General features: G+C 39.0%; 12 protein-coding genes. 7 read left to right on the top strand and 5 right to left on the bottom strand.

Translation table 11 applies throughout. The annotated features are described in order from the left end of the window. Positions 1-70: 70 nt before the first annotated feature. Positions 71-1,123 carry an ATP-dependent 6-phosphofructokinase gene (locus H4J46_RS05580; protein ID WP_182232557.1) on the bottom strand — a complete coding sequence of 351 codons (1,053 nt, stop codon included), beginning with the start codon at positions 1,121-1,123 and terminating at the stop codon, positions 71-73. 155 nt (positions 1,124-1,278) lie between these two features. Here H4J46_RS05580 and H4J46_RS05575 point away from each other — a divergent pair, with 155 nt between their 5' ends. Then, the gene (locus tag H4J46_RS05575) at positions 1,279-2,127 is read left to right on the top strand and encodes a DUF6279 family lipoprotein (RefSeq protein ID WP_182232556.1); all 849 of its coding nucleotides are present in this window, start codon (positions 1,279-1,281) and stop codon (positions 2,125-2,127) included. 131 nt (positions 2,128-2,258) lie between these two features. Here H4J46_RS05575 and pyk read toward each other — a convergent pair whose 3' ends face one another. Continuing rightward, entirely contained in the window at positions 2,259-3,713 is a 1,455-nt protein-coding gene (pyk, locus tag H4J46_RS05570; protein WP_182232555.1) for a pyruvate kinase, read from the bottom strand. A gap of 69 nt (positions 3,714-3,782) precedes the next feature. Then, positions 3,783-4,631: a MurR/RpiR family transcriptional regulator gene (locus H4J46_RS05565; protein WP_182232554.1), complete on the bottom strand. Its 849-nt coding sequence runs from the start codon at positions 4,629-4,631 to the stop codon at positions 3,783-3,785. A 319-nt stretch (positions 4,632-4,950) separates the two neighbouring features. Here H4J46_RS05565 and zwf point away from each other — a divergent pair, with 319 nt between their 5' ends. Genes zwf through H4J46_RS05540 form a run of 5 tightly spaced genes read left to right on the top strand, consistent with a single transcriptional unit; the run spans position 4,951 to position 10,631 of the window. Then, complete coding sequence (gene zwf, locus H4J46_RS05560; protein ID WP_182232553.1) at positions 4,951-6,420, top strand: glucose-6-phosphate dehydrogenase; 1,470 nt, start codon at positions 4,951-4,953, stop codon at positions 6,418-6,420. Continuing rightward, on the top strand, positions 6,420-7,112 hold the full coding sequence (pgl, locus tag H4J46_RS05555; protein ID WP_182232552.1) for a 6-phosphogluconolactonase: 693 nt from the start codon (positions 6,420-6,422) through the stop codon (positions 7,110-7,112). Before zwf ends, pgl begins: the two co-directional genes overlap by 1 nt. Positions 7,113-7,129: 17 nt before the next feature. After that, positions 7,130-8,962 carry a phosphogluconate dehydratase gene (gene edd / locus H4J46_RS05550; RefSeq protein ID WP_182232701.1) on the top strand — a complete coding sequence of 611 codons (1,833 nt, stop codon included), beginning with the start codon at positions 7,130-7,132 and terminating at the stop codon, positions 8,960-8,962. 2 nt (positions 8,963-8,964) lie between these two features. Beyond that, positions 8,965-9,975, top strand: a complete 1,011-nt coding sequence (locus tag H4J46_RS05545) for a glucokinase (protein WP_182232551.1) — start codon at positions 8,965-8,967, stop codon at positions 9,973-9,975. 8 nt (positions 9,976-9,983) lie between these two features. Further along, on the top strand, positions 9,984-10,631 hold the full coding sequence (locus H4J46_RS05540; RefSeq protein ID WP_182232550.1) for a bifunctional 4-hydroxy-2-oxoglutarate aldolase/2-dehydro-3-deoxy-phosphogluconate aldolase: 648 nt from the start codon (positions 9,984-9,986) through the stop codon (positions 10,629-10,631). 401 nt (positions 10,632-11,032) lie between these two features. Here the strand turns inward: H4J46_RS05540 and gap are convergent, their stop codons facing one another. Beyond that, positions 11,033-12,031, bottom strand: coding sequence for a type I glyceraldehyde-3-phosphate dehydrogenase (gap, locus tag H4J46_RS05535; RefSeq protein ID WP_182232549.1), 999 nt, complete (start codon positions 12,029-12,031; stop codon positions 11,033-11,035). Positions 12,032-12,280: 249 nt separating this feature from the next. On the opposite strand from gap, the gene gndA reads away from it, so the two are divergent. Further along, a complete protein-coding gene (gndA, locus tag H4J46_RS05530) occupies positions 12,281-13,810 on the top strand; it encodes an NADP-dependent phosphogluconate dehydrogenase (protein WP_182232548.1) in 1,530 nt (509 codons plus the stop codon). A 102-nt stretch (positions 13,811-13,912) separates the two neighbouring features. Here gndA and H4J46_RS05525 read toward each other — a convergent pair whose 3' ends face one another. Then, the gene (locus H4J46_RS05525; RefSeq protein ID WP_182232547.1) at positions 13,913-14,719 is read right to left on the bottom strand and encodes a DUF2989 domain-containing protein; all 807 of its coding nucleotides are present in this window, start codon (positions 14,717-14,719) and stop codon (positions 13,913-13,915) included. Positions 14,720-14,866: the final 147 nt, after the last annotated feature.

The raw sequence follows: 14,866 nt of genomic DNA, 5'->3' as shown, positions 1-14,866 counted from the left end.
AGGCTTAAAGAATGAAAGCTAAGTCAAATTTTAGTCATTTAACAAGAGCAAATAAATAGAAAATAATAACCTAACAAAGACGTTGCGCAGTTAAAGCTAAAATATTTTCCTGTGCTTGTATTAAACTTTTACTAACCCCTTGTTGGTGCATAATGGCTGTTTGTAAGGCTACCGCAGCAACAGTGTTATTCTGCTCTGCAATCATGATATTTGATTTTCCAGCTATTATGGCTTGTACAGCACCCACCCCTAATTTGGTTGCTAAAATTCGATCTTTGGCAACCGGTGAGCCACCCCGTTGAATATGGCCAAGAATACAGGCAGTGCAATCAATATGTGCTAAGTCTTGTAGCTGTCGAGCTAACACAGAGGCACCTCCTTGCCATACATTTTCAGCAATAACAATAATATAGCTGGCATGTCTATTGGCTTGAGCGAGTTTTATTTCTTGCGCTAATGTGAGTAGTTTTTCTTGCTCACCCATTGTTTGATTATTATGGGCAAAATTTTCAAATGAAATAACTTGTTCAGCAGCACAAGCAATACCAACATTAAAAGTAATATGACCACTATGACGGCCCATTAATTCAACAATAAAAATACGCTCAAATGCTTCTGCCGTATCGCGAATTTTATCTATTGCTTCTATAGCGGTATTGATAGCGGTTGAAAAACCTATAGTAAAGTCGCTACCGTCAATATCGTTATCAATGGTGGCAGGAATACCAATAACTTGACCAGACCACTCTTGCTGCAAGGCGATTAAGCCAGCAAATGAGCCATCACCACCAATAACAATCAAGGCGTCAATTTTTTCTTTTAACAGAGTGCTTGCTGCTTGCGCTATACCTAATGGTGTTTTCATCGCGGGGCAGCGCGCACTTTTTAAAATAGTACCACCTTTTTGAATAATATTTGCGACGTCTTTAACGCTAAGTGGCATTGACATATCGTCAATCAAGCCGTTAAAGCCGGCACAAAAACCAATCACTGCTATTTGGTAATGCTGTGCGGAAATCACAATAGCTCTAATAGCAGCATTCATACCTGGTGCGTCACCACCGCTGGTTAAAACAGCGATTCTCTTAACCGTTTTGATCTTATTTTTGTCATCAGTCGGCATAGCTTTCTTCTCGTTTTAAATGTCCGAAGAACGTATTTCAAATTAGCAGTGATTTACCTTAAGGTAAAATAGTTTTTCATTAAGGCGCGCATAGTTTATTCTAGGTCAATAACTGGGCTTAATTCAATTGCTGTAAGTTGTACGAGAAATATTAAATGAAGAAAATAAAACTAATACTAATTTGGTTATTAATTGCTGTGTTCTTATCTGGCTGTAGTTTCCGTTTTGTTTATAACCATTTAGACTGGTGGACTCATTGGTATCTTGATGACTATGTCACGCTAACTGAGCAACAACAGCAACGCTTCGATGATGAGTTTGAACAGTTGCATTTATGGCATCGCACCACACAGTTACCCGCTTATGTGCAGCAGCTTAAAGCCCTTAAAGTGGCGATTAACGAGCAAATAACTGAGCAGGACATCGCGGCTAACTTTGTAAAATTTACTGAGCATTGGCAAAACTTTTTAATCGCTACAGAGCCTAAGTTACAGCCATTGGTTGTTAGTTTGTCAACCGAGCAAACACAGCAGTTGTTACAAGCACTACAAGAAGCTCATCAAGAAAGGCTTGATGATGATGAAGCTTTATCTGAGCAGGACTGGTTGGAAGAACGCACGGATCAGCAAAAGAAGCAACTTAAAGACTGGTTTGGTAAGTTAAGCCCTGAGCAAAAATCGCAAGTAACGTCGCTGGGCAAAGGCTTTCAGCGCTCATTTGAACCGCGTATGCTTTACCGACAACGTTGGACCCAGCAGTTTGCTGACTTATTAAATGGCAACTTACCAGACCATCAATTTAAATTGGAGTTTTACAGTTTATTTGTTAATGGTCGTAGTTTACGAGATGAAAAATTTAATACCATTACGAGCGATAACAATCAGGTGTTCGCTAACATTTTTCTTTATATGGTGACAACGGCAACTAATAAGCAGCGTAAACGCATCAATAAAAAAATTGATAAAATACTTGGCGATTTAGAGTATTTAATTAATGATGATTAATGCGTTGGGTGCTTAAATACTAAATACAAATAGCGCGATAAAAAACAAAAAAAATAGGTAGCTTTTAGCTACCTATTTTTAGTTAACTACCGTTTACCACGGTCAGCTAGGTTAAACGCTATAAAACGATATTAAGCAAAGTGGCTTTTAGTTAAGGTTAGCACTTTTAAGGTGTTAGTTGCCCCAACAGTTTCCATTACATCGCCGTGCGTTAAGATCACTTTATCGCCCACAACCAATTCAGAACCTTTAACCACGGTAGACAATACATCTTCTGCCATTTTTTCAGCATTGTCAGCATCTGTAGAGTCAAACGAAACTGGATAAACACCACGGTAAATCGCTGTTTTAGTTAAGGTTTTAGCATGGCGTGATAACGAATAAATCGGTAAGCCAGAAGAAATTCGTGACATAATTTTTGTAGTATGACCCGATTCAGTTAATGCGATGATGGCTTTAACACCGACTAAATGATTAGCCGCGTACATAGCCGACATAGCGATGGTTTCAGACACTTCAGTAAAGGTCGTTTCCACGCGATGCTTTGAGGTAGTTACCGATCTTTCTTTCTCTGCGCCGATACAAACACTCGCCATTGCTTTTACCGTTTCAATCGGGTATTTACCCGCAGCGGTTTCAGCAGAAAGCATGACTGCATCTGTGCCATCAAGCACGGCATTAGCAACATCCATCACTTCAGCACGTGTAGGCATAGGTTGCTCAATCATGGTTTCCATCATTTGCGTTGCCGTGATAACTACGCGGTTTAACTGGCGACTACGGAGAATAATATGTTTTTGTTTACCTACTAAGGCCGCATCGCCAATTTCAACACCTAAATCACCACGGGCAACCATAACAACATCAGACGCTAGAATGATTCCGTCTAACACTTTGTCATCATTTACCGCTTCAGCACGTTCAATTTTTGACACTAAACGAGCGTCACAACCGGCTTCTTGTGCTAATAAACGCGCTTCGCGCATATCAGCGGCGTCACGTGGAAAAGATACCGCAAGAAAATCAACGTTAATTTTTGCTGCTAGTTTAATATCTTCTTTGTCTTTATCAGTAAGGGCAGGAGCAGTAAGACCACCGCCTTGACGGTTAATGCCTTTGTTGTTTGATAATGGACCACCAACAGTAACTTCAGTAAAAACTGACTCTCCTTTGGTTTCAAGCACGCGTAATTGTACACGGCCATCGTCGAGTAACAAAATATCACCTGGCACTACATCTTGAGGAAGTTTTTTGTAATCAATACCCACTTTCTCTTGGCAACCTTCGCCTTTCGCTAATGAGGCGTCTAATTCGAATTTCTCACCGATGACTAGTTGTATAGGGCCATTTTTAAATGTTGAAACTCGAATTTTAGGTCCCTGTAAGTCGCCTAATATACCAACATAAATTCCTAGCTCTTTCGATAATTCACGTACTGTATTTGCGCGGTCGATGTGATCTTGTGCAATACCGTGAGAGAAATTCAATCTAACAACGTTTACACCTGCAGCAAGTACTTCTTTCAATATGGCTCTATCGTCAGTTGCTGGACCTAAGGTCGCGACAATTTTGGTTCTTCTAGGCATGGTAATCCTTAAATTTATATAATATTTTGTGTATTTATCAACGATTGGCTATGTGTCAATAGCCACTAATTAGTCTTTACGTTCAAAGCGTGAGCTACGTAAACTGTCTTTAACTTTCTTCAAGTTGTCTCTAAATTTTGTCCCGCGACGCAAAGTAAAACCGGTCGCCAAACAATCAATTAAGGTTAGCTGGGCAATACGTGATGCCATTGGCATATATAAGTCAGTATCTTCAGCGACCTCAACTGATAGCACTATATTACATTCTTTGGCTAATGGTGATCCTGCTGTTGTTATTCCTATAACAGTAGCATCATTTTCACGTGCTAAACTTGCCACATCAACCAAAGACTTAGTTCTGCCGGTATGTGATATCACGACAACGACATCACCTTGGCAACTATTTATAGCACTCATACGTTGCATTAATATGTCATCAAAATAGACGACAGGGACATTAAAGCGAAAAAACTTATTTTGTGCGTCATGCGCGACGACCGCAGAAGCACCTAAACCAAAAAAAGAAATTTTATTGGCTTGGGTTAATAGGTCAACAGAGCGATTTATGGTGGAACTGTCTAAACTTTTACGCGCTAACTCTAGGTTAGCCATGGTAGATTCAAAAATTTTTGAAGTATATTCTTCAGCCGAATCATTTTCATCAACATGGCGATTGACGTAAGGTGTGCCATTAGCCAAACTTTGCGCTAAATGCAGTTTAAAGTCTGGATAGCCTTTAGTATCGAGTCGTCGACAAAAGCGATTTACCGTGGGCTCACTTATATTAGCTTGTTTCGCCAAGGCAGCAATACTGGCATGTATAACCGTTTCAGGTGATGATAATATAACTTCTGCCACTTTACGTTCAGATTTACTGAAAGTCTCTAACTCGTTGGCGATTTTTTCTAATATATTCATTACGCTTAAGCCTTCGCATGTTACTTAACTGGTTAATTACCGAGCAAATAAAGGGTAACTGTAATTTATTTTCTGTCTTGATAACAGAAAATATGAAAATTTGTTTCATATTTTCGACTAATATAAAACAAAAGTGCTGAATTTTGCAAACATTTAATCCATTTTCATACTAAAGTAGTCTTGAAGTAGCCGTTTTTAAATGAAATGGATGAAATGTAATAATATTACAAAAAAGAGCTTTACTGACGAGGCCATAGCAGATAAATTAGCCTCATATGTAGTTTAGTTACAGTAAAATAAATAATTGAGAATACACACTATGAAAAACATAGATTGCCCTTTAGCAAGCGAGATTGTTATTTTTGGTGCGTTGGGAGACTTATCTCGTCGCAAACTTTTACCTTCTTTATATCAGTTAGAACTTGCCGGCCTGTTGAGTGATAACACCCGAATTATTGCTGTTGCTCGAAATGAACTAACCCTTGAGCAATTTACTACACAAATAGATGAAAGCTTAAATGAGTTTATACCTGAAGCATTAGATGTCGCAGCCTTGACCAAGTTTTTAGCTAGGCTTGTTTATCAAAAGCTTGATTTTAAAGATCTTAAATCATACAAGCAATTAGCCGAAAGCTTATCACCTGCATCAGGTGTGAGAGTTTATTATTATTCTACACCGCCGGCTATTTATGGTGATATTAGTCAAGGTTTAAAAACGGCTAAGTTAATCAATGACGCAGACAGAGTTGTGATGGAAAAACCTATTGGCCATTGCTTAGAATCATCTAAAGTGATTAATGATCAGGTTTCTCGTTACTTCAATGAAAATCAAATTTACCGTATTGACCACTATTTAGGTAAGGAAACGGTATTAAATTTATTAGTGCTGCGTTTTGCCAATAGCCTTTTTACCAATAATTGGGATAGAAACTGTATTGACCATGTCCAAATTACCGTTGCAGAAAGTGTTGGTATTGAAGGGCGTTGGGGTTTTTATGATGAAGCAGGGCAAATGCGAGATATGGTGCAAAACCACTTATTGCAAGTACTGTCGTTAGTTGCCATGGAACCACCAGCTGAATTAAGTGCGGACTGTGTCCGTGATGAAAAGCTAAAAGTGATCAAAGCGCTTAAACCTATTACTCGACAAAATGTTAAAGATAAAACCGTGCGTGGCCAATATGCGGATGGTTATTTAAATGGTGTAGCTGTCCCTGGGTATTTGAACGAAGAGGGTGCAAAAGCCAATAGTAAAACAGAAACTTTTGTTGCGATTAAAGCCGAAATAGACAATTGGCGCTGGGCTGGCGTACCTTTTTACTTGCGAACAGGTAAACGTATGCCGCAAAAACACAGTGAAATTGTGGTCCATTTTAAACAACAAGCTCATAATATTTTCAGTGAGAGTTATGCCGATTTACCGTCAAATAAATTGACCATTCGTTTGCAACCTGACGAAGGTGTTGAACTTGAAATGATGAATAAAATTCCGGGTATCGCGTCGCAAATGCAAATTCACGAAAACAAACTTGATTTAAGTTTTTCTAAAGCTTACGACAACCAACGTGTTGTTGATGCCTATGAACGTTTATTGCTTGAAGTTATTAAAGGTGATCAATCTTTATTTGTTCGTCGTGATGAAGTTGAAGCGGCGTGGCAATGGGCTGATAGTATTATCGATGCATGGCAAGCAAACAATGAAGCACCTAAACCTTATGCTGCGGGTTCATGGGGACCGGTTTCATCAATTTCTTTAATCGCGCGCGATGATCGCCAGTGGGTAGAATAATGTACCAAATCAATGAATTCGAAGAACGTCAATTATTAGACGAAGCACTAGCAGATAAAGTTGCCGCGTTATTAACGGCTGCGCTGGAAAGTAAAGGTAAAGCGAGTATCGCGGTCTCTGGTGGCTCAACACCAAAAGGTTTTTTTCAAGCCTTATCAAAGAAAAAGCTAGCGTGGCAAGCTATAACTATTACCTTAGCGGATGAACGCTGGGTTGATATTGACTCAAGTGATAGTAATACTAAGTTAGTACATGAATACCTCATACAAAATGAAGCGGTAAAAGCTAAGTTTTTCTATTTAAAACAAGGTGAAATCCTTAGCGATGAAACCTTAACTGATTTAAACCTAGCAGCAAATCAGCAGTTATTGCCATTAGATGTACTCATTTTAGGTATGGGTGAAGATGGTCATACTGCCTCGTTATTTCCTTGCAGTGATGAAATAACGCAATGCTTGGCAAAGGATAGCCAAGCATTATTGAAAGTAACACCAAAAACGGCGCCACATCAGCGAATCAGTTTTAGTTTTGCTGCTTTAGCACAAAGTAAAAATACTTTTTTACACATTAGCGGTACCAGTAAAAAACAAGTATTGGCTAAAGCTATTGCTGGAGAAGTATGTAAAGAAATGCCAATCAGAGCTTTCTTACAAGCGCCAAACATTAATACACAAATTTATTGGGCCAAGTAATTATGAATAAAACAGTTATGAATAAAAGTATTGTACAGATCACACAACGTATCATAGATCGAAGTAAAGCAAGCCGTGCGGCTTACCTTGAAAAGATAGCGGGTGAAAAATCAACTACTGTACATCGCGCTAGTTTATCTTGTGGTAACTTAGCTCATGGTTTTGCTGCTTGTGGTAGCGATGACAAAGCGACATTACGTGGTCTTAGTCATTCAGACATTGCTATTATATCTGCTTATAACGATATGCTTTCAGCGCATCAACCGTACGAAACCTACCCAGCCATTATTAAAGCCGCGGTCAAAGAAACCGGCGGCGTAGCCCAATTTGCCGGTGGTGTACCTGCGATGTGTGACGGTGTTACACAAGGTCAGCCAGGTATGGATTTAAGTTTGATGAGCCGAGACGTTATTGCTATGTCGACTGCTGTTGCGCTGTCACATAATATGTTTGATGGCGCACTGATGATGGGTATTTGCGATAAAATAGTGCCTGGACTATTGATTGCTAGTATGACTTTTGGTCATTTACCTACTGTTTTTGTACCCGCAGGCCCAATGCCTTCTGGTTTGCCAAATAAAGACAAAGCGCGTGTTCGTCAGCAATATGCTCAAGGTGAAGTGGGTAAAGAAGAGTTATTAGAAGCAGAATCTGCGTCTTATCACACCGCTGGTACTTGTACATTTTTTGGTACGGCAAACTCTAACCAATTAGTGGTTGAAGTGATGGGTTTACATCTACCAGGCGCTTCGTTTATTGCACCCAATACGCAATTACGTGAAGAATTGACCAAAGCTGCAGCGCGCCAAGTTACGCGTTTAACTCAGCCATCGGGCAATTATATGCCAATAGGTAAAATGGTTGATGAGCGTTCAATTGTTAATGCTATTGTTGCCTTGTTAGCCACCGGTGGTTCAACGAACTTAACTATGCATATCATCGCCTTTGCCAAAGCAGCGGGTATTATTATTAATTTCCAAGACTTTAATGATTTATCTGACGCGGTGCCGCTATTAACCCGCATTTATCCCAATGGTCATGCTGACATTAATCAATTTCAAGAAGCGGGTGGCATGGCATTGTTATTCAAAGAGCTTATTGATGCTGGTTTGGTTCATGAAGACGTTGAGACCATCTGCGGTCGTGGCTTAACTCGTTATACCCAACGACCTGTATTGCAAGATGGAAAATTAGTCTGGATCGACGGCGCAACTAGCTCAGGCGATGACGAAATTATTGCCACTGCTGAAAAACCTTTTAGTAGCCATGGTGGTTTAAAAGTTATGAAAGGTAACTTAGGTATTTCAGTGTTGAAAACTTCATCACTGCGCGAAGGTAGCTTTGTGATTAAAGCACCTGCAGTTGTTTTTGAAGATCAACACGAACTTGATATTGCCTTTGATGCGGGTGAGTTAGAAAAAGACTTTATTGCTGTTGTTCGCTTTCAGGGGCCAAAAGCCCGTGGTATGCCTGAACTACATAAATTAACGCCACCATTGGGGGTTTTACAAGATAAAGGCTTCAAAGTTGCTTTAGTTACCGACGGTAGAATGTCTGGTGCTTCAGGTAAAGTACCGGCGGCTATTCATTTATGTCCAGAGGCATTAGATGGTGGCTTAATTTCAAAAATTAAAACCGGTGATATGATCTTACTTGATGGCGAAAGTGGCGAGTTAACTTTGTTAGTTGATGATGCTGAACTTGCAAAACGTAAAAATGCTATTTTTGAAGTTAATGGTCATCATCAAGGTATGGGGCGTGAATTATTTGGCTTTATGCGTCGTAACTTAAGCTCAGCTGAAACCGGTGCATGTTCACTGTTTGCTGATGATTTTCAAGGCGAGCGATAATCATGTCCGATAGTGAAATAAATATTATTGCTGATATTGGTGGTACCAATATGCGCGTGGCCTTAGTCGACGCGCAAGGGCATATTGCTAACATCACCATTTATGCTTGTGCCGATTACACCAGTTTAGCTGAGGTATTAACCGACTTTATTACAAAACAGCAATTAGTGGGTAAGAAAGTTAATGCTTGTTTAGCTATTGCTTGCCCAGTAGATAAAGATCTTATTGTTATGACTAATCTACCTTGGCAGTTTTCACAAACACAACTAAAAGCAGAGTTACAGTTTAACGAGTTGGTGCTAATTAACGACTTTACTGCGATAGCTCATGCAATTCCGCACTTAGATGCTGCGCAAAAGGTGCAAATAGGTGTTGGTGATGTTGTAGCAAACAAGCCCATTTCTATTTGTGGTGCTGGTACGGGTTTAGGTGTAGCTAATTTAATCGCCATAGATTCTGGTTGGCATAGTTTAAGTGGCGAGGGTGGCCATGTAGACTTTGCTCCCGTAGATCAACAAGAAGTTGCCATTTTACAATTTCTTTCAAAAAAATATCCCCGTGTTTCCTATGAGCAGGTATTGTCAGGACTAGGTATTGAACAAATATACCAAGCCTTGAGTTTTGAAAAAAATGGTGAGATAACAAAATTATCCGCAAAAGAAATCACTGAAAAAGCCTTGTCAGGCAGTTGTTCATTGGCCGTAGAAACCTTAGCGCAATTTTGTCGGATTTTAGGAAGTTTCGCTGGTAACCTAGCGTTAACCCTTGGTAGCTATGGTGGTGTTTATATTGCAGGTGGCATTGTTCCTCGTTTTATCGAATTTTTTGCTAGCAGTGAATTTAGGCAACGATTTGAACAGAAAGGGCGTCTATCAAGTTTTACTCAACCTATTCCAACATTTGTTGTCACTGAAAAACAACCTGGTTTACTTGGTGCATCAGCGTATCTTAACCAATTGATGTCAGAAAAAGCTAATGACATCATCCAAAAAAATAACATAACAAGGTATTAAGAGCAATTATGACATTATCAAATAATTGGCAAATACAGCCAAAAGATCTCTTTGCTATGGGCCCGATAGTGCCGGTTTTAGTGATAAAAGATGTTAAAGATGCGCTACCTATTGCAGAAGCATTGTTAGCAGCAGACATAAAAGTGCTAGAAGTCACCTTACGTACACCTGCGGCATTAGAAGTGATCAGCATCATAGCTAAACACTTACCTGAGGCCATTGTTGGTGCGGGCACGGTTACTAATCGAGATCTATTACAAAAGTCATATGAAGCTGGTGCAAAGTTTGCCATCAGCCCCGGACTAACAAAAGGTTTATTACAAGCAGGTAAAGAAGGTAATATCGCTTTAATTCCAGGTATTTCTTCTATTTCTGAATTAATGGATGGCATTGACTGTGGTTATGATCATCTTAAGTTCTTCCCTGCGGAAGCATCGGGTGGTGTTAAGGCATTGCAGTCAATTGGTGGACCATTTCCTGATATTAAATTTTGTCCAACCGGTGGTATTAACTTAAATAATGTTCGAGACTACTTAGCTTTACCCAATGTTTCATGTTGTGGTGGCTCTTGGCTAGTGTCTGATGAAATTATTAAACAAGGTAATTGGCAAGAAATTACGCGTTTAGCAAAGCAAGCACTAGCGCACGTAAAATAAGAGCTATTGGTGCTAACTAAGGGCTGAAAAGATAATTAATCTATCAGTAAAAACCAGGCATTGCCTGGTTTTTTTTTACTTAAAATACCAAACAAAAATAATAACAATATTGGACTTCACTGTTGTAGTTGGTTTGTAACTGATAAAACAACAAGAGATCGTTTTTGTTGTTTTATTACATATTAAAGATAATAATCGCACCACATAACACTAAGCCAGCTAGTGCTCAGCGATGAACCATGATGATTATTGCCACTAAATGAGATTAACCAACAAGTATCTTTTGTAATAAAGTCAGTTTTCGTAACTTTTAAGTCAGGAGCTTAGGAGGGGAAAAAACTAATAAAAAAGCCAGAATTAATCTGGCTTTTTTATTAGTTTATTAGCGGGCAAACAAGGACTTATTGTGTTGAAATATAGGTCGCTAAATCTAAAATTTTGTTTGAATAACCAATTTCATTATCATACCAAGAAACTACTTTCACAAAAGTATCTGTCAACGCTATACCTGCGGTAGCATCAAATATTGAGGTACATCTTTCGCCAATAAAGTCGTTAGACACTACCGCATCTTCAGTGTAGCCTAAAATACCTTTTAGCTCACCTTGTGATGCTGCTTTCATTGCGCTACAAATTTCTTGATAACTGGCTGGCTTTTCTAAGTTTACAGTTAAATCAACTACAGATACATTAGGTGTTGGTACGCGAAATGCCATACCCGTTAATTTACCATTCAATGCAGGGATAACTTTACCAACAGCTTTCGCCGCGCCTGTTGATGATGGAATAATGTTTTGTCCAGCACCACGACCACCGCGCCAATCTTTAGCTGACGGGCTATCAACTGTTTTTTGTGTTGCTGTGGTTGCATGCACTGTGGTCATTAAACCATCTTTGATACCCCAGTTATCATTTAATACTTTGGCGATAGGAGCTAAACAGTTTGTGGTACAAGACGCATTAGAAACGATGTCTTGTCCAGCATATTCAAGATGGTTAACACCCATAACAAACATTGGCGTATCGTCTTTTGACGGTGCAGAAAGTACCACCTTTTTAGCGCCGGCTGCAATGTGCTTACGCGCTGATTCATCTGTTAAAAACAAACCAGTTGATTCAACAACAACGTCAACCTCAGCTTCATTCCATTTTAGGTTTAGTGGGTCGCGTTCTGCGCTAACACGAACATTTTTGCCATTAACGACTAAGTGTCCATCAACAATATCAACAGTGCCGTTAAACCGGCCATGAGTAGAGTCATACTTAAGCATATAAGCGATGTAATCAACATCAATTAAATCATTAATAGCGACTACTTCAACATCTGCTCTGGCAAATGCTTCTCTAAACACGAATCGACCGATACGACCAAAGCCGTTGATCCCTACTCTAATTGTCATAATAAAACCCTAAAATAAAACTTTAAAAATTAATGTAGTAAAATTACACCATTTTATAAAGATTACAAGTTATAACTCGATATAAAGCAATAAATGTTGATTTAAACCTTGTTTTATTGCGTATTGTTACTAAAATGTCGGCTATTAAACATAGCCTTGCTATAAATACTTATTTATTGGCTCTTCCATAAGGTTATTATTTTTCTATGATGGCATAATGTCTCCATCTATAATTTTTTTGGACTTTTTATGATACAGAACAACAGTGCATGCGATATCGGCTTTATTGGTTTAGGTGTCATGGGCAAGAATTTAGTGCTTAATTTGGCTGATAACGGTTTTAGTATTGCCGCCTTCGATCTTGATATCAGTAAAGTTGAAGATGCCATTACTCAAGACAAGGCTGAAAGTGGCTCATCAACCGCACGTGTTATTGGTTGTTCGTCCTATACAGAATTACTTTCTCGCTTAAAGCCACCACACCTTATCGTACTATCAGTGCCAGCAGGCGCACCGGTTGATCAAGTGTGTGAAAACTTGATTGGTGCCGGTATTCAACCTGATGATATTGTTATTGATACAGGTAATAGCTTATGGGTTGATACCGTTGCACGCGAGAAAAAATACAAAAATAACTTTATTTTATTTTCTTCAGCTGTTTCAGGTGGTGAAGTGGGTGCGCGTTTTGGACCGGCATTAATGCCCAGTGGTTCACCCTACGCATGGGCAAGAATAAAACCTATTTGGCAAGCCATTGCTGCAAAGGTTGATGCAAAAACAGGTAAACCCATTGAACGCACTAAACCAGGTGAAGTTGTTACTGAAGGTGAACCCTGTGCTGCCTATATTGGTCCAGCGGGTGCTGGGCATTATGTGAAAATGGTCCATAACGGCATTGAGTATGCCGATATGCAAATTATATGTGAAGCATATCAAATGCTACGTGACGGCTTAGCATTAAGCAGTGATGAAATTGCTGATATTTTTGAAATGTGGAATGGTGGCCCATTAGAAAGTTATTTAATGGAAATATCGGTCGAGGTTTTACGTCATCGAGTTGGTGAAGAAAAAACACCGTTAGTTGATCTGATCTTAGACAAAGCAGGTCAAAAAGGTACTGGACTTTGGACTGCGGTAAGTAGTTTAGAATTAGGCACACCTGCGCCAACTATTACTCAAGCGGTTTTTGCTCGTTCTATTTCATCTTTTAAAGATTTGCGTGTTAAAGCTTCAGGCATATTGTCAGGTCCAGAAGTGGTGATACTTGTTGGTGAAGATAAACAGGCCTTTATTGAACAGTTACATGATGCTATATATAGCGCAAAAATATGTGCCTATGCACAAGGTTTTCAATTAATGAAACTTGCGGAGCAAGAGCATAATTGGCAACTTAACTTTGCTAGTATTGCCAAAATTTGGCGTGCGGGCTGTATTATTCGTGCGGCATTTTTACAGTCAATCACGCAAGCATTTGAGCGAAACCCTGACTTAGACAATCTACTTTTAGATGAGTTCTTTGCTGAGCAATTAAGTCAACATCAATTGAATTGGCGAAAGTCAGTGTCAAATTCTGCCTTGATGGGGATTCCAACCGGGGCAATTTCATCTGCACTGTCATATTATGACTCTATACGTTGTGCTGTGCTGCCGGCCAATTTATTACAAGCACAGCGTGACTTCTTTGGCGCTCATACTTTTGAACGTATCGATAAAGCCACTGGCAAAAAGTATCACGTTAATTGGTCAAGTGAAGCACGTAATATGCAGGAAATTAATTAAGTATAGCCGTGTATCAACCCGAGTAGGCTCTAGCTCTACTTGGGTAATCGTTAATTTGGCTAGCGCTTTATTCAAAAAACAGGCTTGCCAGTAATCGCCAAATTAGGTATGTGGCGCTTTAAACTTATTATCAATAATGTTATTTAAGGTTTTTTTCGCTACTTGGTCTAAAAACTCAGTGTTTAAGTTATTGTTTTTAAAGTAACTGACTAAAGTTTCATGGCTGATAGTGCTGTCTTTTGGACTATATAAATATAATATTTTTGACCAGATATAAGCTTGCTTATGCTCTTTTTTATGGGCAAAAATACTGGCGAGAGACTGAAATATCTCGGTATCTATAGTGGCATCGCTTGGGTAAAGCTCTAGTGCATGATAGAGCAGGTTTAAGGTTTTAGTGGCATCATGTTTCGCGTAATAGCTGGCTAAGTTGATTTGTCGATTAGGTTTCTCTAATAATTCACTGCCTTCTAAGGCAATAAATTTATTTAGTGAGTGCTCATTTAAGTAGCGCGACCAATGGAAAAATAACAGGTCAGGGTGTTCAGAACTTTGCGTAGCAAATGCTATCGCTTTAATTTTAGCCTGCGCCTTAACCACATTATTAATGCGAATGGTTTTCTTAACCTTTAACTTAATGTGCTCAATTTTAGATGCATGAAGCATGCATTTCTCATAGCCTTCGTAGGCAATTAACTGCTGATATTTGTTGCCATCGTTAGCATCATTTTTTTCTGCTAAGTTAGCAAAGCCAACCGCGACACGTTCTCGTTTACACCAAGTGTCTTCTTGAAATTCTTGACAAATTTTTGTATGTTGTTCACATAACTCAGCAAAATTAGGTCTGTTTTCACAGGCCATCAATGGGCAAAAAAGTAAAATTATCATTAATTTATCAAATTTCATCATTTTCTCTATTTATCCCAGAAAAATATTTGTAACTGGTGGCGAAATAATTCATGTTGGATTACAATATGCGCCGCATTCAGTAATTAGTTATTGCTAATTACCTCTTTACATTAATAATAACCCATCACTCAATTGACTGACATAAAA

The organism is Colwellia sp. MB02u-6 (assembly GCF_014077095.1).
Lineage (GTDB): Bacteria > Pseudomonadota > Gammaproteobacteria > Enterobacterales > Alteromonadaceae > Cognaticolwellia.
This window is presented reverse-complemented; position numbering and strand designations above follow the sequence as displayed.